Annotated in this window: 25 protein-coding genes; 2 read left to right on the forward strand and 23 right to left on the reverse strand. The window is 35.5% G+C overall.

Going from position 1 to position 24,250, the window contains the following annotated elements; genetic code table 11:
* Positions 1 to 123: 123 nt before the first annotated feature.
* From rpsU to gpr, 13 genes are all read right to left on the reverse strand, one after another.
* Positions 124 to 297: a 30S ribosomal protein S21 gene (gene rpsU / locus CD30_RS09755; protein WP_004227078.1), complete on the reverse strand. Its 174-nt coding sequence runs from the start codon at positions 295 to 297 to the stop codon at positions 124 to 126.
* Between the two features lie 139 nt (positions 298 to 436).
* Positions 437 to 1,105, reverse strand: a complete 669-nt coding sequence (gene deoC / locus CD30_RS09760) for a deoxyribose-phosphate aldolase (RefSeq protein WP_036176024.1) — start codon at positions 1,103 to 1,105, stop codon at positions 437 to 439.
* A 148-nt stretch (positions 1,106 to 1,253) separates the two neighbouring features.
* Entirely contained in the window at positions 1,254 to 2,588 is a 1,335-nt protein-coding gene (gene mtaB, locus CD30_RS09765; RefSeq protein WP_036176027.1) for a tRNA (N(6)-L-threonylcarbamoyladenosine(37)-C(2))-methylthiotransferase MtaB, read from the reverse strand.
* A gap of 16 nt (positions 2,589 to 2,604) precedes the next feature.
* Positions 2,605 to 3,348 (reverse strand): 16S rRNA (uracil(1498)-N(3))-methyltransferase, encoded by a 744-nt coding sequence (locus tag CD30_RS09770; protein WP_036176030.1) that lies wholly within the window; start codon positions 3,346 to 3,348, stop codon positions 2,605 to 2,607.
* A gap of 86 nt (positions 3,349 to 3,434) precedes the next feature.
* Complete coding sequence (gene prmA, locus CD30_RS09775) at positions 3,435 to 4,373, reverse strand: 50S ribosomal protein L11 methyltransferase (protein WP_036176146.1); 939 nt, start codon at positions 4,371 to 4,373, stop codon at positions 3,435 to 3,437.
* 87 nt (positions 4,374 to 4,460) lie between these two features.
* Positions 4,461 to 5,576, reverse strand: coding sequence for a molecular chaperone DnaJ (gene dnaJ, locus CD30_RS09780; protein WP_036176033.1), 1,116 nt, complete (start codon positions 5,574 to 5,576; stop codon positions 4,461 to 4,463).
* A gap of 476 nt (positions 5,577 to 6,052) precedes the next feature.
* On the reverse strand, positions 6,053 to 7,888 hold the full coding sequence (dnaK, locus tag CD30_RS09785) for a molecular chaperone DnaK (protein WP_036176035.1): 1,836 nt from the start codon (positions 7,886 to 7,888) through the stop codon (positions 6,053 to 6,055).
* A gap of 60 nt (positions 7,889 to 7,948) precedes the next feature.
* Positions 7,949 to 8,551: a nucleotide exchange factor GrpE gene (gene grpE / locus CD30_RS09790; RefSeq protein WP_036176038.1), complete on the reverse strand. Its 603-nt coding sequence runs from the start codon at positions 8,549 to 8,551 to the stop codon at positions 7,949 to 7,951.
* Positions 8,552 to 8,563: 12 nt separating this feature from the next.
* Positions 8,564 to 9,598 (reverse strand): heat-inducible transcriptional repressor HrcA, encoded by a 1,035-nt coding sequence (hrcA, locus tag CD30_RS09795; protein WP_036176041.1) that lies wholly within the window; start codon positions 9,596 to 9,598, stop codon positions 8,564 to 8,566.
* Positions 9,599 to 9,688: 90 nt separating this feature from the next.
* Positions 9,689 to 10,834, reverse strand: coding sequence for a radical SAM family heme chaperone HemW (gene hemW / locus CD30_RS09800; protein ID WP_036176046.1), 1,146 nt, complete (start codon positions 10,832 to 10,834; stop codon positions 9,689 to 9,691).
* 266 nt (positions 10,835 to 11,100) lie between these two features.
* Complete coding sequence (gene lepA / locus CD30_RS09805; protein ID WP_036176049.1) at positions 11,101 to 12,930, reverse strand: translation elongation factor 4; 1,830 nt, start codon at positions 12,928 to 12,930, stop codon at positions 11,101 to 11,103.
* A gap of 377 nt (positions 12,931 to 13,307) precedes the next feature.
* Positions 13,308 to 14,132: a stage II sporulation protein P gene (gene spoIIP, locus CD30_RS09810; RefSeq protein ID WP_036176052.1), complete on the reverse strand. Its 825-nt coding sequence runs from the start codon at positions 14,130 to 14,132 to the stop codon at positions 13,308 to 13,310.
* A gap of 50 nt (positions 14,133 to 14,182) precedes the next feature.
* Positions 14,183 to 15,217, reverse strand: coding sequence for a GPR endopeptidase (gpr, locus tag CD30_RS09815; protein ID WP_036176055.1), 1,035 nt, complete (start codon positions 15,215 to 15,217; stop codon positions 14,183 to 14,185).
* A 164-nt stretch (positions 15,218 to 15,381) separates the two neighbouring features.
* Between gpr and rpsT the strand changes: the two genes are divergently transcribed.
* Positions 15,382 to 15,633: a 30S ribosomal protein S20 gene (gene rpsT / locus CD30_RS09820; RefSeq protein WP_036176058.1), complete on the forward strand. Its 252-nt coding sequence runs from the start codon at positions 15,382 to 15,384 to the stop codon at positions 15,631 to 15,633.
* A gap of 62 nt (positions 15,634 to 15,695) precedes the next feature.
* Here the strand turns inward: rpsT and holA are convergent, their stop codons facing one another.
* Complete coding sequence (gene holA / locus CD30_RS09825) at positions 15,696 to 16,706, reverse strand: DNA polymerase III subunit delta (RefSeq protein ID WP_036176061.1); 1,011 nt, start codon at positions 16,704 to 16,706, stop codon at positions 15,696 to 15,698.
* Between the two features lie 178 nt (positions 16,707 to 16,884).
* Between holA and CD30_RS19785 the strand changes: the two genes are divergently transcribed.
* Positions 16,885 to 17,049, forward strand: coding sequence for a YqzM family protein (locus CD30_RS19785; RefSeq protein ID WP_036176064.1), 165 nt, complete (start codon positions 16,885 to 16,887; stop codon positions 17,047 to 17,049).
* Between the two features lie 42 nt (positions 17,050 to 17,091).
* On the opposite strand, the gene CD30_RS09835 is transcribed toward CD30_RS19785, so the two are convergent.
* The 9 genes from CD30_RS09835 to aroE all read right to left on the reverse strand — a co-directional run bounded on the left by CD30_RS09835 (position 17,092) and on the right by aroE (position 24,227).
* Entirely contained in the window at positions 17,092 to 19,392 is a 2,301-nt protein-coding gene (locus CD30_RS09835) for a DNA internalization-related competence protein ComEC/Rec2 (protein WP_235802040.1), read from the reverse strand.
* Entirely contained in the window at positions 19,370 to 19,945 is a 576-nt protein-coding gene (locus tag CD30_RS09840) for a ComE operon protein 2 (RefSeq protein WP_036176066.1), read from the reverse strand. Before CD30_RS09840 ends, CD30_RS09835 begins: the two co-directional genes overlap by 23 nt.
* A gap of 77 nt (positions 19,946 to 20,022) precedes the next feature.
* A complete protein-coding gene (locus CD30_RS09845) occupies positions 20,023 to 20,676 on the reverse strand; it encodes a helix-hairpin-helix domain-containing protein (RefSeq protein WP_036176068.1) in 654 nt (217 codons plus the stop codon).
* A gap of 84 nt (positions 20,677 to 20,760) precedes the next feature.
* On the reverse strand, positions 20,761 to 21,501 hold the full coding sequence (locus tag CD30_RS09850) for a class I SAM-dependent DNA methyltransferase (RefSeq protein ID WP_036176070.1): 741 nt from the start codon (positions 21,499 to 21,501) through the stop codon (positions 20,761 to 20,763).
* Positions 21,498 to 21,848: a ribosome silencing factor gene (gene rsfS, locus CD30_RS09855; protein ID WP_036176072.1), complete on the reverse strand. Its 351-nt coding sequence runs from the start codon at positions 21,846 to 21,848 to the stop codon at positions 21,498 to 21,500. The genes CD30_RS09850 and rsfS overlap by 4 nt, the downstream gene beginning before the upstream one ends.
* A gap of 49 nt (positions 21,849 to 21,897) precedes the next feature.
* Positions 21,898 to 22,464, reverse strand: a complete 567-nt coding sequence (yqeK, locus tag CD30_RS09860; protein WP_036176074.1) for a bis(5'-nucleosyl)-tetraphosphatase (symmetrical) YqeK — start codon at positions 22,462 to 22,464, stop codon at positions 21,898 to 21,900.
* Entirely contained in the window at positions 22,451 to 23,023 is a 573-nt protein-coding gene (locus CD30_RS09865; protein ID WP_036176076.1) for a nicotinate-nucleotide adenylyltransferase, read from the reverse strand. The genes yqeK and CD30_RS09865 overlap by 14 nt, the downstream gene beginning before the upstream one ends.
* A gap of 13 nt (positions 23,024 to 23,036) precedes the next feature.
* A complete protein-coding gene (gene yhbY / locus CD30_RS09870) occupies positions 23,037 to 23,342 on the reverse strand; it encodes a ribosome assembly RNA-binding protein YhbY (protein ID WP_036176078.1) in 306 nt (101 codons plus the stop codon).
* Positions 23,343 to 23,396: 54 nt separating this feature from the next.
* Positions 23,397 to 24,227 (reverse strand): shikimate dehydrogenase, encoded by an 831-nt coding sequence (aroE, locus tag CD30_RS09875; protein ID WP_036176080.1) that lies wholly within the window; start codon positions 24,225 to 24,227, stop codon positions 23,397 to 23,399.
* Positions 24,228 to 24,250 lie beyond the last annotated feature (23 nt).

Raw genomic sequence — 24,250 nt, forward strand, 5'->3', positions numbered from 1 at the left:
TAAAAAATAAAATAAAATGAAAAATACCCTAGTGTTTGTATAAAACAAACACTAGGGTATGTCATTTCGAAATTTAGAAGAACTAAAATTGCGTGTTATGAACGTAGGGATTGACAGGAAAAATTACCACTTACGTTTACGTGCAGCTTCTGATTTCTTTTTGCGTTTTACGCTTGGTTTTTCATAGAATTCGCGTTTTCTTACCTCTTGAATAGTACCACTTTTTGATACAGTACGTTTGAAGCGGCGAAGAGCATCTTCAAGCGATTCGTTTTTTCTAACGACAGTTTTTGACATCTCTCTTTCCCTCCCTCCGAACACACGTCAATACACATCTGTGGATGAATCACAGTTTGTGTACTAAAGAATTATATCGTAATGTAAAAGCCTAGTCAATAGAAAGTGTAAAATTCCATTTTTATCCGGAATTTTTCTATTAATAGTTTGAATCAGATGATAATCCATTCATGATAGCAACACCCGAGCTTGCTCCAATTCTAGTTGCTCCAGCCTCGATCATTTTTTTCATATCCTCTAAATTACGAACTCCGCCGGAAGCCTTAACTCCAATTGTTGGTCCTACAGTTTTTCTCATTAATGCTATATCCTCAGCAGTTGCTCCACCTGTTGAAAAACCTGTAGAAGTTTTTACAAAATCTGCACCCGCTTGAACTGATAATTCACAGGCTTTTACTTTTTCCTCATCTGTAAGTAAACATGTTTCAATAATTACTTTTACTAATGTACCATTAGCAGCTTTGACCACTTCTTTAATATCATTTAATACTGCTTCATAGTCCTTGTTTTTTAATGCACCAATATTAATGACCATATCAATTTCAGTAGCACCATTTGCAATAGCGTCTTTTGTTTCAAATGCTTTTACACTTGAAGTAGTGGCACCTAATGGAAATCCTATTACAGTACAAACCTTTACCTCAGAATTTCCTAATTTTTCAGCGCAAAGCTTTACCCATGTTGGATTGACACATACTGAAGCAAATTGATAATGTAATGCCTCTTCACAAATTTTTTCAATTTGCTCTTTCGTTGCATCTGCCTTTAGTAAAGTATGATCAATGTAAGCTGCATAATTTGTTGACATATAGATTGCCCCTTTTTCCATTTTTAAGTTGTACGTACGTCTAATAATACCATTAATATAAATGAAGTGAAAAATATGAAATATTAAGACAACTTTATAAAATAAAAAGTCGGTAAAACCTTAAAAGGATTTTTACCGACTTTTGTAATTACTGTACCTGTTCTTCTAATACTCTCACAAATTGACCTTCGTTATGAGGATAGCCAGCTTTTGTAATTTTTACTTTAACTAATTTACCAATTAGTTCATCGCTACCTTCAAATACTACTCTTAAATAGTTGTCAGTATATCCTGCTATTAGGTTTTCCTGATTGCCTTCAGTTATGTGTTCTTCAGGAATAACTTCTAATACTTCACCTTCAAAGCGAGACGCATATTCTTTAGCTAATTGGTCATTTAATGTAATTAAACGATGAACGCGTTCATTTTTCACTTCTTCATCCACTTGGTCTTCCATACGTGCTGCAGGTGTTCCTGTTCGTTTTGAGAATGGGAAAACATGTAGCTCAGCAAATTTGTGCTCTGCGATGAAATTATATGTTTCCATAAATTCCTCTTCTGTTTCACCTGGGAAACCAACAATAACATCCGATGTTATCGCTAAATCAGGTAATGCATCGTTTAATTTACGTAGTCTTTCTGCAAAGAAATCCATCGTATATTTACGGCGCATTCTTTTTAATACTGTATCTGAACCAGATTGGATCGGTATGTGTAAATGACGCACAACGATATTTGAATTTTTTAATACTTCAATTACTTCATCTGTTAATTGTGAAGCTTCAATAGAAGAAATTCGAAGACGTTTAATACCTTTTACTTTTGATTCGATATCACGAAGCAATTGTGCTAGGTTGTAATCTTTGAAATCCTGCCCATATCCACCTGTATGGATACCAGTTAATACGATTTCTAAATAGCCAGCATCAACAAGCTGTTGTGCTTGTTTGATTACTTCCTGTGGATCGCGGGATCGCATAAGACCTCGTGCCCATGGAATAATACAGAAGGTACAGAAGTTGTTACAGCCTTCTTGAATTTTCAATGACGCACGTGTTCTATCAGTAAAGTAAGGTACATCCAATTCTTCATAAACACGGTTTTTCATGATGTTGCGTACTGCATTAATTGGTTGTCTTTCTTGTTTGTATTGTTCAATAAAACCTAGCATTTTTTGGCGATCTTGTGTACCTACGACAATATCAACACCTGGTATTGCCATAATTTCTGCTGGTGATGTTTGAGCATAACAACCAGTTACACAAATAACAGCATCTGGGTTTTGACGAACTGCACGTCTGATAACTTGACGAGATTTTTTATCACCAGTATTTGTAACTGTACATGTATTGATGACATAAACATCCGCCTGATGTTCAAATTCCGTACGTTCATATCCCTGCTCTTTAAATAGCTGCCAAATCGCTTCTGTTTCGTAATGGTTAACTTTACAACCTAATGTATGGAAAGCCACTGTTGCCAAGGCTTGTACACCTCTTTCATTCAAATTCATATGAAATGGCAGAAAGCGCATAAACGGGCGCTGTTTCTGCTCGTAATATTCTTGGTCCAAGTGACATCGTTTCCGCACCAGCTTTAATAAGGCTTTCTGCTTCAATCCGAGAAATTCCACCTTCAGGGCCAAATACTAATAAAATAGACTTCGATTCATTATCATACACTTTTTTTAGTTTATCCGCAAATCTTGTGCGTATTTCTCCCTTAGCATCTTCTTCATCTGCTACAAAGACTGCATCGTAATTTTGAATAATTGATAATAACTCTTTAAAAGAAATCGGACTTGCTATATTCGGTACAACAGTTCGGTGAGATTGTTCTGCCGCTTCCTGAGCAATTTTTTGTAGTCGTTCTGTTTTCTTTTCCCCTTTTTTGTCGTCCCATTTTACAATAGAGCGTTCTGCTTTAAAGGGGATAAGACCATTCATCCCTAACTCTGTCCCTTTTTGGGCAATAAACTCTAATTTATCCCCTTTGGGAAGGCCACATGCAATATCGACACGAATAGGCATTTCAGGAGACGGAACAATTACTCCAGTACTTCGAATCATTACATCCAGTCCAATATTAACAATTTCACATATGTATGCAACCTGAGATACGACAGCAACAATTTTGTCCCCAACTTCCATACGCATTACCTTCGTAATATGACGTGCACTTTCTCCTGTAACGGTTAATTCATTTTTATCATCAAAAGTGTCTTGTACAAAATAGCGTTGCATTTCGTACCTCCTGCATTCAAATAAGTATTTTTTTAATAGAAAGAGGCTGACCCAAGTGTTTACTTTGGATCTGCCTCTGTACATTTTTAAGGGCGTGAAGCGATAATGGCAACCCAATCTTCCATCATTAATACTTCATCAATGGTAAATCCTGATTTTTCTAATGCTTCTTTTACTTCATCCTTTTTAAATCCGATAATACCAGAAGTGATATATTTACCACCAGGCTTTACAATCGAAAAAGCATCGTCCGTAAAGGATAGAATAATTTCAGCTAATAGATTTCCTACTACGATATCCGCTGGTGCACTTACTGAATCCAATAAGTTACCATGGAATACTTCAACTCTATCACTCACTCTGTTTAATTCCACATTTTCACGAGCCGCTTTCACAGCAACCTCATCTAAATCTAATGCATGAACTTTACGAGCACCTAGAAGGGCAGCACCTATAGATAAAACCCCTGAACCTGTACCTACGTCTATCACTACATCATCCGTTTTCACCACTTTTTCAAGTGCCTGTAAACACATGACAGTTGTTGGATGCGTACCGGTCCCAAAAGCCATACCTGGATCAAGTTCAATGATTAATTCATCGGTATTAACTGGTGTATAGTCTTCCCAAGTTGGTACAATTGTAAAACGCTCGGAAATTTTGACAGGATGATAATATTGTTTCCATGCTGTTGCCCAATCTTCTTCATCAACAACAGCTGTTTTCAATAGTTGATCGCCAATGTTAATATCAAAGTTTTTTAGATTTGCTAAAGCAAGTTTTATTTCTTCAACAGTTTCTGCTAAAAAGCTAGATGCAGGTAAATATGCTTTTACAACTACTCCATTTTTCGGATAATCATTCGGATTTAGTTGATATATTTCACCAAATTGATCTTTTCTTTCCTTTACAATTTCTGTTGAATCTTCAATAACAACTCCACTTGCACCTGCTTCGTGGAAAGTATTCGAAACAGCTTCAACTGCTTCGTTTGTTGTTAATAATGAAATTTCTGTCCATTTCACTTGCATTCAGCTCCTCTAAATATTCATAGCAAATCAATAATTTATCATTACTATATTCACTAAGGATTAACCACCTATTCACTGTAATTAATCACCTTTAAATGTTTTTCTTATTTTATCAAATAAAGAACTACCATGTTCTTCAGGAATATCTCCACTTATTTCAGCAAAATCACGTAATAACTGCTTTTGTTTTTCTGTTAGCTTTGTTGGTGTTATAACTCTTACAATAACGTATTGATGACCTTGGCCATAACCGTGAACATTTTTAACACCTTTATCTTTCATTCGGAATTTTTCACCCGATTGTGTTCCTGCTGGTATTTTCAGCTTCACTTTTCCATGAATAGTTGGAACTTCTATTTCATCGCCAAGCGCCGCCTGAGGGAATGTAAGCTTTAGTTCATAGTAAATATCATCGCCATCTCGTTCGAAATACTCATGATCACTAACGATAAATACAATATATAAATCACCAGCTGGTCCGCCATTTTTACCAGGTTCACCTTGACCTGATACGCGTAACTGTTGACCATCGTCTACACCTGCTGGAATTGTAACTTTGATTTTTTTGCGTTTTTGAACTGTACCTGACCCGTGACAAGTAGCGCATTTTTCAACGATAATTTTACCAGTACCACGACAAGTGTTACATGTTCTTCTATTTACCATACGACCAAATGGTGTTTCAACTGCTTGATTAATTTCCCCTACACCATTACATTTTGTACATGTTTTTGGAGAAGTGCCAGGTTTTGCCCCTGATCCGCTACAAGTATCACATGTTTCTTCTGTTGGAATTTCAATTTCAGTTTGTTTTCCAAACACCGCATCTTCAAATGATATTTTCATTCTGTATTGAAGATCATCACCTTTACGAGGTGCATTCGGATCAGATCTGCGAGTTGCACCACCGAAGAACGAACTAAAAATATCATCAAAGCCACCAAAGCCAGAGAAACCGCCACCACCAAAGCCGGCACTAGGACCTTCGTGACCAAATTGGTCATATTGAGCACGTTTGTTATCGTCACTTAAGACCTCATATGCTTCAGCAATCTCTTTAAATTTTTCATCGGCACCTGGCTCTTTGTTAATATCAGGATGATATTGTTTAGATAGTTTGCGATATGCTTTTTTTATCTCATCTTTGGTTGCGCTTTTACTTACTCCAAGTACTTCATAATAATCGCGTTTACTCATCGTTCACACTCCGCTCTATTTACATAACGTTTATTGTAGCATACTTTGGCTGAAAACTTTTGTGAATTTATTAAAACACTCTGCTTTTCTTAATATCTAGCTCCGCACGTTTGCCGCTCGTGTCACTTCGACTCTATCCACGAAGGCAAAAAGCGCCTGCGTGGTTAGAGTCTCCAGCGCACTTCGCGGCAAAACGAACGTGCTTCGCTTTTCTTGTTACAATGAAAAAGTCAAAGTCCGTTTTCGGCTTTGACTTTTTCGACTCAAATAAATATCTCAGTAATTTCAATAATGTCTAACTACGCCGCTAGCTAATGAATACGATCCTGTACGGGTGAAAATTTAACGTACTTTTATGCGTAAGTCTAACAGGATGTAGTGTTTTTTCGGTCAGTTGTTCTTTAAGAATTGAAACTCCTAAAAGAATTTTAGTTATCTTTAACACGTATTTCGTGATGTTTTAGAAAGACTACCTCTTATTTATCATCTTTTACTTCTTCAAAGTCAGCATCTACTACACCGTCATCTTTTTTAGTGTTCGTATCAGCACCTGCTTCACCTTGTGCTGCTTGAGCCGCAGCTGCAGCTTGTTCGTACACTTTCATAACAAGTGGTTGTAATACGCCTTCTAGTTTTTCTTTTGAAGTTTTAATTCCTTCAAGTTCACCAGCTTCTAATGCTTTTTTCAGTTCTTCTTTTGCATCTTCTACTGATTTTTTCTCTTCTTCAGTAATTTGTTCACCAAGGTCTGTGATTGTTTTATCTACTTGGAAGACTAGTTGATCTGCTTCATTGCGAAGTTCAGCTTCTTCTTTACGTTTAGCGTCAGCCTCTGCATTTGCTTCGGCATCTTTTACCATACGTTCAATTTCTTCTTCTGAAAGACCTGAATCTGATTTAATTACGATTGTTTGCTCTTTTTGAGTTCCTAAGTCTTTTGCTTTAACAGATACGATACCGTTTTTATCAATATCAAAAGTTACTTCAATTTGAGGTACACCACGTGGAGCTGGTGGAATATCTGTTAATTGGAAGCGACCTAATGTTTTGTTATCAGCAGCCATTGGACGTTCACCTTGTAATACATGAATGTCTACTGCTGGTTGATTGTCTGCTGCTGTTGAGAACACTTGTGATTTAGACGTTGGAATTGTTGTATTACGTTCGATTAACTTTGTAAATACGCCACCCATTGTTTCAATACCTAAAGATAGTGGTGTAACGTCAAGTAATACAATATCTTTAACATCTCCAGTAATAACTCCACCTTGAACTGCAGCGCCCATTGCTACAACTTCGTCAGGATTTACACCTTTGTGTGGTTCGTGACCTGTTTCTTTTTTCACAGCTTCTTGAACAGCTGGAATACGAGTAGAACCACCAACTAAAATAACTTTATCTAAATCTGAAGCTGATAAATCAGCATCTTTTAAAGCTTGACGCACAGGAATAATTGTACGTTCTACTAAATCGCGAGTAATTTCGTCAAATTTAGCACGTGTTAAGTTAACCTCTAAGTGAAGTGGGCCGTCTGCTCCCGCTGTAATAAATGGTAATGAAATTTGTGTAGAAGTTACACCAGATAAATCTTTTTTCGCTTTTTCTGCTGCATCTTTTAAACGTTGCATTGCCATTTTATCTTTTGATAAATCGATGCCATTTTCTTTTTTGAACTCTTCTACTAAATAATCAATAATTTTTTGGTCGAAGTCGTCTCCACCAAGCTTGTTGTCCCCTGCTGTTGCTAATACTTCAAATACGCCATCACCTAATTCAAGGATTGATACGTCGAATGTACCACCACCAAGGTCAAATACAAGGATTTTTTGATCTTGATCTTGTTTATCTAAACCATATGCAAGTGCTGCTGCTGTTGGTTCGTTGATAATACGTTCTACTTCTAATCCTGCAATTTTACCAGCATCTTTTGTTGCTTGGCGTTGAGCATCATTGAAATATGCAGGCACTGTTATAACAGCTTTTGTAACAGTTTCACCTAAGTATTCTTCTGCATAACCTTTTATATATTGTAAAATCATTGCTGATACTTCTTGAGGAGTATACTCTTTATCTTCAATTTTTACTTTTTCGTTAGTACCCATTTTTGATTTAATTGAAAGAATAGTGTTCGGGTTTGTAATTGATTGGCGTTTTGCAACTTCCCCAACTTGACGCTCACCATTTTTAAATGAAACCGCAGATGGAGTTGTTCTATTACCCTCTGGATTTGGAATAACTTTTGGTTCGCCACCTTCTAAAACCGCTACACATGAGTTTGTTGTTCCTAAGTCAATACCAATAATTTTGCTCATTTTAAATTTATCCTCCTATATTTAAACACCAAAATAAGTGCATTTTACAATCTTCAAAAATTATTCGTTTACAGATACCATCGATGGTCTTAATACGCGATCTTTAAGTTTATAACCTTTTTGAAGCTCACGTAATACGATACCAGATTCTTTTTCAGTATCGGATTCTTGCATAACTGCTTGATGTACATTCGGATCGAATTGTTCACCTTCAGCTACTATGGCTTCTAATCCTTCTTTGTTTGTTGCATCTACTAATGTACGATAAACCATCTCTATACCTTTGTATAAAGATTTTGCATCCTCTGAAGTCACTTCTACTTCTAAAGCACGCTCTAAATTATCAATGACAGGCAATAAATCTGTTAGTAATTTTTGAGAGCGGTACTTTTCAGACGCCTCACGGTCAAGTTGATTACGACGGCGCATGTTATCAAAATCAGCTCTTAAACGTAAAAAGCGATTTTCTTCTTCTTGTAGTTTTGCTTCTAATTCAGCAATTTTTGCTTCATATTGCTCTTCAACTGAAAGTTCGGCTTGTGCTCCTTGCTCTGCACCTTCAATAGAATCATTTTCAATAGTTTCTACACCTTCAGCTTGCTTCTCTTCTTGATTGATTACTTCTTCTAATTCTTGGTCCTTCTTTTCTGTCGCTTCAGACACAATAAATCCTCCTTATAGCCCATCCATCAAATTCTTCGTAAGAGTGTTAGTAAGGGCATTTCTCATGACATCTATTAAAGAAACTACTCGTTGGTAATCCATGCGGGTAGGCCCAATAATGGCAATTGACCCTTTCTGTTCATTCCCTATTAAGTAAGTAGCAGTAATTACGCTACAGCCTTCCATTGCTAAATGGTTATTTTCAGAACCGATTCGGATATGGATATCATTATCTTCTGGATGGAATAGAGAAATCACCTGACTTTTCTTATCCATTAAGTCCATCAACATTCTAACCTTGTTTAAATCGTGGAATTCAGGCTGATTCAACATATTAAGTTTACCAGCAAAGTATATTTCACTTTCCTTTTCAACCGATAACATTTGGTTTAGTGACTGATAAAAAGAATCTCCCGTTTTTATATGCTGTCTTAAAACTTCAAGCGCTTCAAATTCTAGCTTTGTTTGAAGTTCTAATAAAGGGACACCCGCTAAACGTTCATTTAAAATATTAACAGTTTTTTCAATGTCCGATGCATCAAAGCCTTTCGGTAATGTAATGGTGCGATTTTCCACATGACCGTTGTCAGTTACAATGATAGCCACAGCTGCCTGATCTGTTAACGGAACTATTTGAAACTTTTTCACACGATGTTTGCCAACATTCGGTCCAAGTAATATTGTTGTGTAAGATGTTAAATCAGACAATATGTTAGCTGATTCACGAATTAGTTGTTCAATCTCTATCATTTGACTTTTAAATAATGATTGAATCAAACCTATATCTTTAATCGGCATAGTCTTTGGCTGTAACAGGTGATCTACATAAAAACGATATCCTTTCTCTGACGGCACTCTCCCAGAAGATGTGTGGGTTTTTTCTAAAAAACCTAACTCTTCTAAATCAGCCATTTCATTTCTAATTGTCGCAGGACTGAAATTAATCCAATCCTTTTTTGAAATTTGACGTGACCCTACCGGCTGAGCTGAACTAACAAAATCATCAACGATTACCTGTAATATTTGTAATTGTCGATTTGTTAACAAATTCATCACCTCTGTTAGCACTCACAACTAAAGAGTGCTAATGCTATTATTAAGTTATCAAAAGTCGCTTTTTATGTCAATGGAATCGCCCTAGTCCCCTAATAAAAATTGCTGGAAAATTTCATTCCCTACAAAGCGTCCTTTTCGACTTAATCGAATTCCCCATTTATCAGCGATTAATAGCTCTTCAGCTACAAGCTGATCGATGATACCTTTATATTTATCCAACATAGAAATACCAAATTTCTTCTCAAAGGCTTCGAAGGATACCCCTTCATTTTTACGTAAGCCTAAAAACATTTGCTCTTCACATTTTTCTTCAATTGTTACTTCATGCTCGTGAAGTATCGGTCTTTCCCCATTTAGAATGGTATCCAAATACTTTCTTATTGGCCCTATATTGGAGTATCGAATATTTTGTATATAGCCATGGGCACCTGCTCCTATTCCAACATACTCATCATTATCCCAATAAATTTTGTTATGTGTTGAAATATGACCATCCTTCGCAAAATTACTAATTTCATATTGCTTTAGGTCATGAAGCTCCATTTTTTTCATTAATATATCGTACATCTCTGCTTCTAAATCTTCAGTTGGCAAATTTAATTTCCCTTTTGCATACTGAATATAAAACACTGTTTTCGGTTCAACAATTAAAGAGTATGCAGAGTAATGAGGTAGGTTTAATGCAAGTGCTTTTTCAAGAGTATCCTCCCATTGCTCCATAGTCTGCCCAGGTAAACCATACATTAAATCAATATTTATATTATTAAATCCAACGTGTCTCGCATTTTCAATTGTTTCGTAGACATGTTCATTTGAATGTGTTCTTCCTAGCTTTTTTAACAAAGTTTGATCAAATGACTGTACACCTAAGCTTATTCGATTTACGCCACCATTTTTTAATGCTATTAATTTATCTACTGTTAATTCATCAGGATTTGCTTCTGATGCAAACTCAACTAATTCACTTGTAGGTATTTGCGATTGAATGATCTCCAATAGTCTAGTAATTTGACTAGCAGATAAGGCTGTTGGTGTTCCTCCACCTAAATAAATGGTTTCAATATGATTAAAAACTTCTGGTTGCTGTTTTTGAATAAGGCTCAATTCTTTTCCTATTGCTTCGATATATTCATCCACAGGTTGGTTTTTAAAAAATACTTTATTGAAATCACAATAATTGCAAATTTGGTGACAGAAAGGGATATGGATATAGACACCTCGCGCCATTTTCTTCACTTCTTTCTATTTTTAAGACTTTCATATCTACTCATTGTAATCGTTCGTCATAATAATTCAATTGTTCTTCCTCGGGGGTAAATAGATGAAAAGACAGACTCTCGATTCGAGTCTGTCTAAAAATACGAATGTATTTTATTATTTCTTATCATCCATTTTCAACACAGCCATGAATGCTTTATAAAAGCAAGGGCATATCGGTGGCAAACCCCACCATTTAGATATATTTTAAAAGCTAGAAACTCAATAAAACCACGTTATTTCTTATCATCCATTTTCAACACAGCCATGAATGCTTCCTGAGGAACTTCTACAGAACCTACTTGTTTCATGCGTTTTTTACCTTCTTTTTGTTTTTCAAGAAGTTTACGCTTACGAGAAATGTCACCACCGTAACATTTTGCAAGTACGTTTTTACGCATTGCTTTAATTGTTGAACGAGCAACGATTTTTTGACCAACAGCAGCTTGAATTGGAACTTCAAATTGTTGTCTAGGAATTAACTCTTTTAATTTCTCAACGATTACTTTTCCACGCTCATAAGCGAAATCTCGGTGTACAATAAAGCTTAATGCATCGACTTGTTCTCCATTTAATAGGATATCCATTTTCACTAATTTAGATTGTTTATATCCTATTAACTCGTAATCAAATGATGCATATCCTTTTGTACTTGATTTTAAGTAATCAAAGAAGTCGTACACAATTTCAGATAAAGGCATTTCATAAGTAATTTGAACTCGAGTTGTATCGATATAGTCCATTCCCATAAAATTACCGCGCTTCAATTGACAAAGCTCCATTACTGCACCAACATAATCATTTGGTACCATAATCGTAGCTTTTACATATGGTTCTTCAACTCGATCAACTTTTTGTGGATCAGGCATCATTGATGGATTATCTACTTTGATTGACGTACCATCAGTTAAAAATACTTCGTAAATTACTGATGGTGCTGTTGTGATTAGGTCAATATTAAATTCACGCTCAATACGTTCTTGAATGATTTCCATATGTAGAAGTCCTAAGAAACCACAACGGAAACCAAAACCAAGGGCTTGTGACGTTTCAGGCTCATATTGTAGAGCGGAATCATTTAATTCTAATTTTTCAAGTGCTTCACGTAAGTCATTATATTTAGCTGTATCGATAGGATATAAACCGCAGTATACCATAGGATTTAATCGACGATACCCTGGCAAAGGCTGTGCTGCACTACGACTTCCTGCAAAGGTTACCGTATCACCCACTCGTGTGTCTGAAACGTTTTTAATAGATGCTGTTAAATAACCAACATCTCCTACCGTTAATTCTGCTTGCGGAACTGCTTTTGGTGTATGAATTCCAACCTCAATTACTTCAAATTCCGCACCTGTAGCCATCATTCGGATTTTATCACCTGGTTTAACTGTACCATTCACAATACGAATTGAGATGATGACACCTTTATACGCGTCATACACTGAGTCGAAAATTAACGCTTGTAAAGGAGCATCAGGATCCCCTGTTGGAGCAGGTACTTTTTCAACTATTTGCTCTAGAATATCTTCAATTCCAATACCAGCTTTTGCAGATGCAAGAACCGCCTCTGACGCATCTAATCCAATTACATCTTCAATTTCATTTTTTACTCGCTCAGGATCAGCAGCAGGTAAATCTATTTTATTAATAACAGGGAGAATTTCTAAATCATTATCAAGGGCTAAATAGACGTTTGCTAATGTTTGTGCCTCAATACCTTGTGCTGCATCCACAACTAAAATAGCGCCTTCGCAAGCAGCAAGGGAACGAGAAACCTCATAAGTAAAATCGACATGTCCTGGGGTGTCGATTAAATGAAATGTATATTGTTCGCCATTTTTCGCATTGTATTTCAACTGCACTGCATTTAGTTTAATTGTAATTCCACGTTCACGCTCTAAATCCATGGAATCTAATAGCTGTGCTTTCATCTCACGCTGAGTAACAGATTTTGTTTGTTCTAAAATACGGTCAGCTAACGTTGACTTCCCGTGGTCAATATGGGCAATTATTGAGAAATTCCTTATGTTTTCCTGACGTTTTAAACGCTCTTCTCGATTCATTCATGTCCACTCCTAATCAAATACGCCTCCGCGAAATGATGACATACTTTAAGTGTTGTCATCTGGCGGAGGCTTTAACCTAAAAAGCATCGTATGCTTATAAATACCAATTTACTAAGAAGATACCACTACTTAGCTAAACTAGATTAAATTATATCATTCTAAATAGGTAGTAAGCAACTTGATGATTAACTTAAATGCTTATTTATTCAAAGATTGACTACAATTTGTGAATAATTACTAAAAATCTAAAGGATAAAAGGACTTTGGGTATAGTGACATATTTATACTATCAAATGAAAGTAATAAAAAACGCAAAAATGCTGTCAAACCAACATTCTTGCGTTTTCCATTTAGAGATATTTATATGAATTTCATTAAAGTTCCTCTGTCACAAATGTTTTCGAAATGGCTTGAGCTAAAATTGAAACTGTGCGATATACTTCATCTTCCGTATTATCAATACCGCCGATTTCTACAACTAATAATTCACCAGCCAAATCTTGGTTGTACACACCGTCAACACCCGCACCCTTTTTCTCGATCACTCCTCGAGAAATATTCGGGATGATTTTGTTTAATGAATCACTCAAGGCTTTTGCATAACCTACATTTTCCTTGTAATTAGGATTTTCAGCTCCAATTACGAAGGCAATTTTTGCATAAGAAACATTGTTATGCGTTATCGTTGATACATCCTTCTTCTGAGAATCCCGGTGAATATCTAAAATTAAATCATATTCATTTTGCTGTAACTCTTTCTCAACATATGGGCGCACAGCATCATAGGCTTGATAGAATGCTAATCCATTACGTTTCATTACGCTCATTACATCAACATCTAAAGTTTTAGGTGTTAGCCCATTTAATCGAAAATAATTTTCTATCATATCTTGCATTGTAAATAAATTCGTATGCTCATCATATACAGCAACTGTACCACTAGCACTTTGAACAAATGGCTTATACGTTTCATGAGAATGGGTGAAGTATAACAAAACGTCAAATGGATTTAACGGTTGAGAAACGTCAGTAGCTGTGGCTGTTTCTGTCTCGTTGCTTGCTGCATAGACAACAGGTTGTTGCTCTGCTTTCGGATATTCAATTTTTTCGTTATTAGGAAATGGTAAGATTCCTGCTATTATCGGTAAAACAAAAAAGAAAATTAAAAAAGCTGATAAAATTTGAATTTGTTTTATCATGACATCCTCTCCCCTTCCACTACATTATGGAGAGAAGAGGATTTTTAGAACTATTTTGATCTATTCTTCATCCATTTAAATAATGTATCACTTACCAATAAAGAATACTTTGTTATCCAAACATCAACTTCCTTTGGTGTGACAATTAATCTTTCTGGATGTGATGATAATACCTCTTCAAACAATTGAAGCCGATCCTCTGAAGACCAGGTTGACCATTCTCCGAATATTGGTTTTACCACATTTAAATCTACTCTAGCATTCGAATCAGGTGTCCATGAAGTTACAGAAAGCTTGCTAGATGGTTTTTCTTTTTCCTGTACTCTCGCAGCAATTGAACGGAAAACTTTTTCGACAGCATCTGCAATAATTACAGTTGCATCAACAACAGTCGGTATACCAATTGCTGTTACTGGAACGCCAAAAACTTCTTTTGAAACCTCCGTACGTTGGTTGCCAACACCTGATCCTGGGTGAATTCCGGTGTTTGTAATTTGAATTGTTTTACAAAGACGTGATGAACCTCTTGTGGCTAAAGCATCAATTACCAAAACTAGCGCAGGGTTTATCTTTTCAACGAGCGCATGTATAAAATCGCTTGTTTCAAAACCTGTTTGACCTGTTACACCAGGAGCATACATAATAAAATGATCATTCGGGTTATCTGAGTGCTGACTCTGCATCGCATCAATAGCAAAAGGGCCAACCGCATCAGGGGTAATGGTTTTATTGCCTAAACCAATTACTAATACTTTACTATCTTTTTTAATGTCAACATCTTTATGAATTTCATCTAAATATTTAACAAATGATTTTTCTAGCTGTTCAAAGCCATTTTCATCTTCAATCGTTAACGTTGGAACTGATAGAGTAACGTAAACACCTTCCTTTTTACCAATTTCTTCAGAGCCTTGTTTATCAACATTTACTTTCGTAACTTTTACTCGACCCTCGGTAAATTCTTCAATGACCACACCGCTCGTTTTATCTAACTTTGTTTTTTGTTGCTTGGTCTGGTGCTGAACAACTTCTTCCGCTTCATCAATTAGGTCGGTTCTACTCCAATTTACTTCTATTTCTGCCATCAATATCACCTCAAATATTATGTTGGTCAAACTGTCAAGTAAATATTCTTTGCATTTATCTATTGCAATTATACATTTCCTTTGGTAGAATGATTTTTGTTGTATTAACAAATGAAAAATATTGAGAAGATATCATCTCGTACCTTATTTAGGAGGTGAAAGTAATGCCAAATATTAAATCTGCAATCAAACGCGTTAAAGTTGCTGAAAAAGCAAACGCTGCAAACTCTCAAGCAAAATCTGCTATGCGTACTACTGTGAAAAAAGCTGAACAAGCTTTAGCTACTGGTGCTGATAATGCACAAGAATTAGTAGTTGCTGCTCATAAAGCTCTTGATACAGCGGCTTCAAAAGGCCTTATCCATAAAAACGTGGCTAGCCGTAAAAAATCACGTTTAGCTAAAAAAGCAAACTAAGGTTTATTTTGAACCTTAAAATAAAAAACCATCCTCGTAATGAGATGGTTTTTTTATTTTCCTTATAATGCTTTTAGTAAAAACATTTCTAAATATCGTTCCCTATTGCCACTTACCGATTTTAACATCAAATCAATCTCCGATAATTTATGTAAGGCTTTTAATAAGCGTTCTTCACTTGGTTTATTTTTTTGTTCGACCATCAGTTTTACACGATACGGATGTATTTTTAATTGTTTCGCAATTTGCGAAGGATGATAGCCTTTTTTTTGCAAATAAAAAACGTTGTTCATTGTCCGAATATTGGATGCAAGAAGTCCGACGAGCATGATAGGTTCTTCTTTTTGTCGCAATAAATCGTGATATATTTGAATAGCCTGAGTATTATTATGTGATAGATAAGCATTCAACATTTTAAAGGCATCGTGCTCTAACGTTTTTGCCACTAAATCCTCAACTAGCTTTGTTGTAATTTCTAAGTCTTCACCTAAATAAAGAGCAATTTTTTCAATCTCTTTTTGTAGTTGCAACATATTTGTGCCAACCATTTCTACTAGTTTATCGATGGCGTCGTCTGTAATTGCTTTACCGAATCGAGATACTTCACTTTGTATCCACACATTCAAGTCATTTTCTTGCAGTGTTTCAGAAACGAGAAGCACACTGCTCTGCTTCATTTGTTTTGTAATTTTTTTACGCTCGTCCAATTTTTCGTAGGGTGCAATAAAAACCATTACAGCGAAATCTGATGGATTTTTCAACCAATTTTCTAATCGATTTAAATCATGGTCAATTTTTTCTTTTCCTTTTTCAGACGCCTTCAAAAATGATGCATTTTTCGCAATGATTAATTTTTTATCTGAGAAAAATGGAAAAGTGTCTGCTTCATCGATTACTACATCGACAGGAGATTCCTCAAGATCAAACATAGTTGTTTCCACTTCTTCAGCATTGCCTAAAGCCCTTTTTAACCGGGTAATCGTTTCATCAATAAAATAGGTTTCTTCCCCAACGAGACAGTATACAGGAGCAATATTCCCTTTTTTTATATCATTCCAAACTTTTATAAACATTAAAAAGCCCCCTAAAAGTTTTCGCTTTTAATAGTATACACGTTTTTTCTTTCGGTTGTTAAAATGTATGTATAATCTGTGACGATTAAAGGAAAGTTAATTAGTATATTTTACTTGAATGGATATAGATTTTTAGTAATCATTGACTTATAATGAAGTTTGAGTAGGAGGGATAGGTATGTCACATAATACTGAAAACTTTGTTACACACAATCCATTTGAAGGTGAAAATGGCGCTTCAATGCGTAACCAAGCTATTGACGCTGGTGTAGGATTTACTGCTTCATTCGTATTCTTTGCACTTATGTTTATAATTGCAGTTGTAATTGGTGCAGTAGCTTAACCTTAAAGAAAGCTTTGTCTAAAACGGACAAAGCTTTTTTTCTTATTTAAAGTAATTATTACTAGTGCTTATTTGCAAACGACCTTTGCTCACTGTAACTTCAATCGTTCCCTCCACCGCTGTGTTTAATGTTTTTAAACCTAATGAACGAAATCTTTCCATCACCTCAATATGGGGATGTCCATAGCGATTATCTCTACCTGCGCTTATAATCGATAAACTGGGCTTCAGTCGATTTAAAAATGATTGACTACTGGAGGTCTTACTTCCATGATGTCCTACTTTTAACAATTGGATGTTACGTATTTGAGGATATTTTTGCAAAACTCCTGCTTCTCCTTCTAATTCTAAATCACCTACAAATAGACCTTGAAAAGAGCCATTTGTTACATACAAAACTAGGGAATCATCATTTCCTTCATAATCTAAATCTTTTGGCCATAAATACTGAAAGTTTATATCGCCTACATGCCATTTAGTACCAGCCATTTGCTCTTTAATAGGGATTCTTCTTTTTTTAGCCTCTGCTAGCAGTTCCTTTAAGGCATCTTCTTTATATGAACTTGGAGATATATGAATCTCACTGACTGTTAACTCTTTTACAAGTTCCTCCGCACCTTCAACATGATCGCTGTCAGCATGTGTTAATATCAATTTATCAATATGACTAATTCCCTTCCCTTTTAAATAAGGAACAACAATTTGTCTTCCAATTTCATAAGGAGAATCTGATTTCTTCCATTCCTCTTGTTTAAATCGTAATACACCGCCCGTATCGATTAAATATACTTCTTCCTTATAAGGTAACTCAATGAGTATACAATCACCTTGTCCAACATTAATAAATGAGATTTTCAATTCCTTCGAAAATAAATCAACTGTTTCAATTAACAGTACAGGAATTAGTAAGATGAAAATCAATTTCCATAGACGTTCTTTTTTATCCATTAAATAAAAACTAATAAACACACTCAAATAGGCAAGAACTATAAAAAATAATGATAATCTTCCTGTAATCCACATTTGATTAGGCAGGGATTGAAGCCACATGATCAGCGCGCTTAAGTTTTCTCGTAATGGACTATAAATCATAAAAAGAAGCTCTGAAAAGCTCCCTGGAATAAATGAAACAACAAGGAGAATGATATTTATTGGTAAAATAACGAAAGAAAACAAAGGCACAAAAACAATGTTTACAAAAAATGAGGATAAACTAATTTCATAAAAATGAAAGAGAAGTAGCGGATAGACAAATAGCTGGCATACAAAGGTAATTAAAAAGGATTGTATTAACCAAGACTTTGAACGGCTTAATAAATGACTAGAGTAGATTAAACTAAAAGAAGCTAAATAGGACAGTTGAAACCCAATTTGATAAATTGACCAAGGCTCTAGCATAACAAAAGCAATAAAACTAATCGCTAACGCATCATCTATCGGTAGTCTCCATTTGAAACGCGTTAATAATATTAATTCCACAACTGAAACAGCACGCCAAACTGATGGTGCACCCCCAGCTAAAATGGCATAGACCGGTAACAGCACGATTAAAAAAACTATGGCAAGATCTCTTTTTACACCAAGTCGAAGTAATCCTTCAAAGAGTATAAAGGTCACAATTGCTATATGAAGCCCTGATATGGCAAATAAATGAGTAATCCCTAACTTTTGATAGGCACGTTGGGTGTCGGTATCAACATTTTCTTGTAGACCAATGATTAAACTTTGCGCTTCTGCAACAAGGGATTCAGGAAAAGTACTTTCAATATGCTGCTTTAAATAAAATCTGTGTAGACTAATCTTTTGCAGTAACGTAGATTTAATTTCCGTAAAGCGCATTTCATCAATTTCTAAAACACCTATTGCTCCTATACTCTTTAAGTAGCTCTTCATATTAAAAGCATATTGATGTGCAGGTAATTCAGGCTCTTGTAATTCACCTTTTACTTCAAACTGCATGCCTACTAATGGGTTATCTTCATACCAATTCTTTTCATCTTCATTTTTAAATTGATAGGCAACGTAAACATCTCTTCCTTTAGGATCCTTCATAATCCCTCTGAGGCTTGAACCATTTATTTTATACTTATCAGTCCATGTTAAAGTACTTGGCCATTCAAGAGGCTGCTTAAGGTCGTTTAATTGAAATACAAAAATGAAATACATACTTAAACCGATAAATAAAATCGATAAACAATAAGTAACAGAAAAACGTTTATATAAACAAAGGATAACTGTTAAAAATAGTAAAAATAAAAGCCCTATCGATTCATGAGCTGCAATAGCTGCAACTAAAACCGATAGAGCGTAATAAATCCATTTATGCTTTAATAAGTTTACCAAATAATTCGTTCACCTTCTCCTCAAATGGGAGCAATTCATCAGTGGAAGCACCTGACATGCGAAGTTTATTTAGCATCTCTAGCACAAGATCAAGTTTTTCATCCTTTAAGAAATCAATTTTCGCCTCATCAAAGGGTACATGTACAACATTTACATTTGCTTTTTCAAAAAGCTCTAATGCATAAGTGCTGTTTTTGTAATCTTTCGCATAAAAAACATTTTTAATACCCGCTTGAATAATTGATTTCGTACAAGGTAGACAAGGAAAATGCGTGACATATAGGTCCGCTCCGTTAGTAGGAGTACCGTATTTTGCGCATTGTAATAATGCATTTACTTCCGCATGTACAGTTCGTACACAATGATTGTCAACTACGTAACAGCCCTGTTCGATACAATGCTCATCTCCTGATATAGATCCATTGTATCCGCCAGCAATAATTCTTTTTTCGCGGACAATTGTTGCACCAACTGTAAGTCTAGCACAAGTACTTCTTAAAGCTAGTAAATGACTTTGTGCCATGAAAAATTGATCCCAAGTAATACGCTCCATATGACTACCTCCAACTTTTTCTCTAAATCTAGTTTAGACTTAAATGGTAGCTGTTGCAATGCAAGAATACATTTCTACTAATTTATAGAGATGTAATCTTTTAATTTTTCAAAGGTTTTCTCACCGATACCTGAAACATTCTTCAAATCATCAATTGATTGGAATTTCCCGATTTCTTCACGGTAAGCGAGAATTGCTTGCGCTTTAGAAGGTCCGATACCGGGTAATGTTAATAATTCAGATTCATCCGCTAGATTAATGTTTACCGTATTCTCTGTTTCTGAGCTTGAAATCGTAGTAGTTGAAGATGACACCACTTGTCCTATATCAATTTCCTCTGAGATTTCACCTTTTTTAGGAACATAAATAACCATTTCATCTTGTACTTTTTGTGCATGATTGATTACCTCTGTTACCGCATCATCTCGATATCCACCAGCAAGCTCAATGGCATCAATGATTCGATCATCAGCCTGAAGCTCATAAACACCAGGATGCTTCACTGCACCTTTTATATCTATAAAAACAGTTTGGTTTGTTTCGTCTTCAGTAATTTCGTTACTTTGTTCATCATTATCGAGTTCATCTGTAGGTAAAGGAATGGTTGTGACAAGCTCGTCCGTTTGAGGGACAGAGTTGTTTTGTTGAAGAAAAATGTAAAGGATAGCAAAACAAAGTATGCAGGGGATTAGCACACTTTTTCCATACTTCTTAAGGAACTCCTGGAACACTTAACACCAACCTTCCAGAAGGTAAATCATATGGAGATATTTGTATTATACAAAATTTACCTTCTGTTGAAAAGGTGTTTAGTGTTATTTAATTGCTCGAATAAATATTCGTTCACTATTGGCTTTAGGTGCATTCTCAGAAAAATCTGCTGAAATAAATATTTTCGAAAAACCAATTTCCTTTAACCATTCGATATAAGTATCTGTTGGAAAAGTTCTTTGAAAATGTTCCTCATCAAACCGCTCATAAAGTCCCGTTTTCATATCTTTTACGAAAAATGTCATTTGGTGATAAATTGAATGCTCAACTTCCCCTTCTTCTGTATGCCAAACATAGAGAATCTCTCCATCATCATAAGTAAATGGAGAGTCCATAAATATTTCATTCATTTTATAAAGGGAGTGAACATCAAAAACTAATTGTCCACCTATTCGTAATGCGGCGTATGAACGTCTTAATGTTTCAATGACTGCATCATCAGAACTTAAGTAGTTTATTGAATCGATGGGAATGGCGATAATATCCATATCTTCAAAACCTTCGATTTCATCCATAGACATCTGATAGAAAGGGATGAACACACCTTGAGATTGCATACGCTCATTTGCGATTGTTAACATCTCTTCTGATAAGTCAATACCACTTACTTCATAGCCCGCTTGATAAAATAATAGTGACAGAGTTCCCGTTCCACAACCAACGTCTAGCAATTTTGGATAGGCATTGCTTGGAGCATGTGTTTTTATCCACTCAACGTATTGGTCGTAAGGAACATCCTGCATTAATTTATCATACACTTGGGCAAATTTTTCGTAGCTACTCATAGTTCCGCAGTCGGTACGTCTAATTGAGGTGCATCACCCCATAAACGTTCTAAGTTATAAAATGCTCGTTCATCCTTATGGAAAACGTGTACTACCACATCACCAAGATCGACTAAAACCCAGCGAGCAGAGTCAAAACCTTCTACTCTTTTCACATCAAATCCGTTTTCATATGCTTTCTCTTGAACTTCACGTGCAATTGCTTGAATTTGACGATCTGAGCTACCATGACAAATGATAAAATAATCCGCCAAAAGAGAAATATTTTCCATATTTAGTACAACGATATCCTCAGCACGCTTGTCGTCAATCGCTTTATATGCAACCTGTAATAAGTTTTCCGTCATTCTTTTTCGTTTCCTCACTTTTCTTATATAGTTATTTTCAACATAACATTTAATATTCATCCAGTTCAATTAAATCGTTATAACATTCAATTGAAACGGGATAAATTTTTTGTTTCGTTTTCACCAGATACTTAATGGAATGTCTAATACAAGCTCTCATCGCTTTATTTAAATCTTCATCAGCTTTTGAACGAAGTTTTTCAACGCCATCGAAATTTCGATTTGGTTCAATCATATCAGCAATATAAAGAATCTTTTCTAGTTTAGACATACCCGCACGCCCAGTCGTATGGAAACGGATTGAATTTAAAAGATCTTCATCATGTATATTAAACTCATTCTCAGCAATCCATGCACCTACAGGACCATGCAAAAGCTCTGGACCCCAAGTAATCAACCTTTGATCCAAATCGTTGTCTTTAACGATTTGAATCATCCAGTTTTCATCTGCATATTTAGCGATATCATGTAAAATAGCTGCTGTTTCAGCTGATTTTACATTTTCACCATATTTTTCTGCTAGATGTATCGCTGTTTCCATTACGCCCATAGTATGAATATATCTTTTTTCAGGCATACGTGATTTAATTGCTTCTAAATAATCAGCGCGTTCCATATAGACCTTCCTTCCGAATAAATTCTTCCACACCATTAGGAAGTAAAAACATTAACGTTCCCCCAACGGCCAAACGATGCCTTATAAGTGTAGAAGACAAATTTATTTCAGGTGCCTCTATCATCAATACTTCATAGTTAGATTGAGATTTTGTACCCGGTCTTTTTAACCCAACAAATTGTACAAGTTTAATTAATTCATCAATTTTATACCAAGTATGAAGTGAATCAATCATGTCCCCACCAATTATGAAATAAAAATGTACATCCGGCTCACGTTTACATAAAGAGACCATCGTATCGTAAGTATATGAAACACCACCGCGCTCAACCTCAATTTTTTCCACTTTAAAGTTAGGATATGGTTCGATCATTATTTCAACCATTCTCAGTCTTTCTTCAATGGAGGCATCGGAAACTAATTGCTTATGTGGTGCAATCGCATTTGGCATAAATCGAATTTCATCAAGGTCAAGAGCAGAAAATGCTTCATTTGCCATGATTAAATGTCCGATATGAGGAGGATTAAAGGTACCTCCTAAAATGCCTACCCTTTTCATAATGGAACACACCTTATTTATTATTTACTTTCGGTAAAACAATTTTTTTATTATTTTTAGATTCCTTATATAAAACAACCGTTAAACCAATTAGTTGAACCAATTCAGAATTTGTTCCTTCTGCTAAAGCTTCAGCAACATCATTTTTCTCATCTTCACAATTATCTAGAATACGCACTTTTAATAATTCACGAACTTCAAGGGCATCGCTAATTTGACGTAACATTTGTTCATTCACGCCACCCTTTCCAACCTGAAATATTGGTGTTAAATGATGTGCTTCTGCTCTTAAAAATCTTTTTTGTTTTCCTGTTAGCATAAAAAATATATGTCCTCCTATAGACCATCAGCCGTACGAGTACTTTGTATTATATTACTCACCTTCGAGCCGTTCTGTTAGTCTTTTAATCATTGAATTTGTGTTTGGATATTGTTTTAACCAATGCTCGAAAGCAATTGCACCCTGGTGAACAAACATACCAAGACCGTTTACTGTTCTTGCCCCTAACTTTTCCGCACTGTTTAAAAAATATGTCTTTAATGGATTATACACAATATCCGCTACGATTGCTTCTGGTTGTAACTTCTCTAGTGAAAAAGGTAGCTGGAAATCACCATTTGCAAGTCCTGCCGAAGTTGCTTGTATAATAATCTCAAATGAATCTAATGTTTGCTCAGCTTGTAATAAATTGATAGCGCTACCGATTTCCAACTCATTGATGATGGCTTCAGCTTTACCGATTGTTCGATTGGCAATGCTTATATTTTTATAGCCATACTGCTTGAGGGCAAATGCAATACCTCTTGCTGCACCACCAGCACCAACGATTAAAACTTGCTTTTCCCTATGCTGATTACCTATTGCTTCCTCTAAGGAATGAACAAATCCTTTTCCATCGGTATTATACCCTTTTAACTTCCCTTGTTCAGTCCGTACAACGGTATTAACAGCACCCATTTTTTCTGCAAGTTCATCTAGCTCGTCTAAAAATGGAATGATTGTTTCTTTATGCGGAATCGTTACATTCCAACCGTTTGCCCCTAATAGCTTTAAACTTGAGACTGCTTCTTCTAACTGCTCCGGTTTTACATGAATAGGAATATAAGTAGCATCAATATTCATCTCTTCAAACCAAGTATTATGCATTTCCGGTGATTTTGAATGTTCAATGGGATCACCGATTACAGCAAACCATTTCTTCATTTCCCAATCCTCATCTCTACTAT

The sequence above is a fragment of the Ureibacillus massiliensis 4400831 = CIP 108448 = CCUG 49529 genome, assembly GCF_000772965.1.
In the GTDB taxonomy this organism is placed as follows: Bacteria; Bacillota; Bacilli; order Bacillales_A; family Planococcaceae; genus Ureibacillus; species Ureibacillus massiliensis.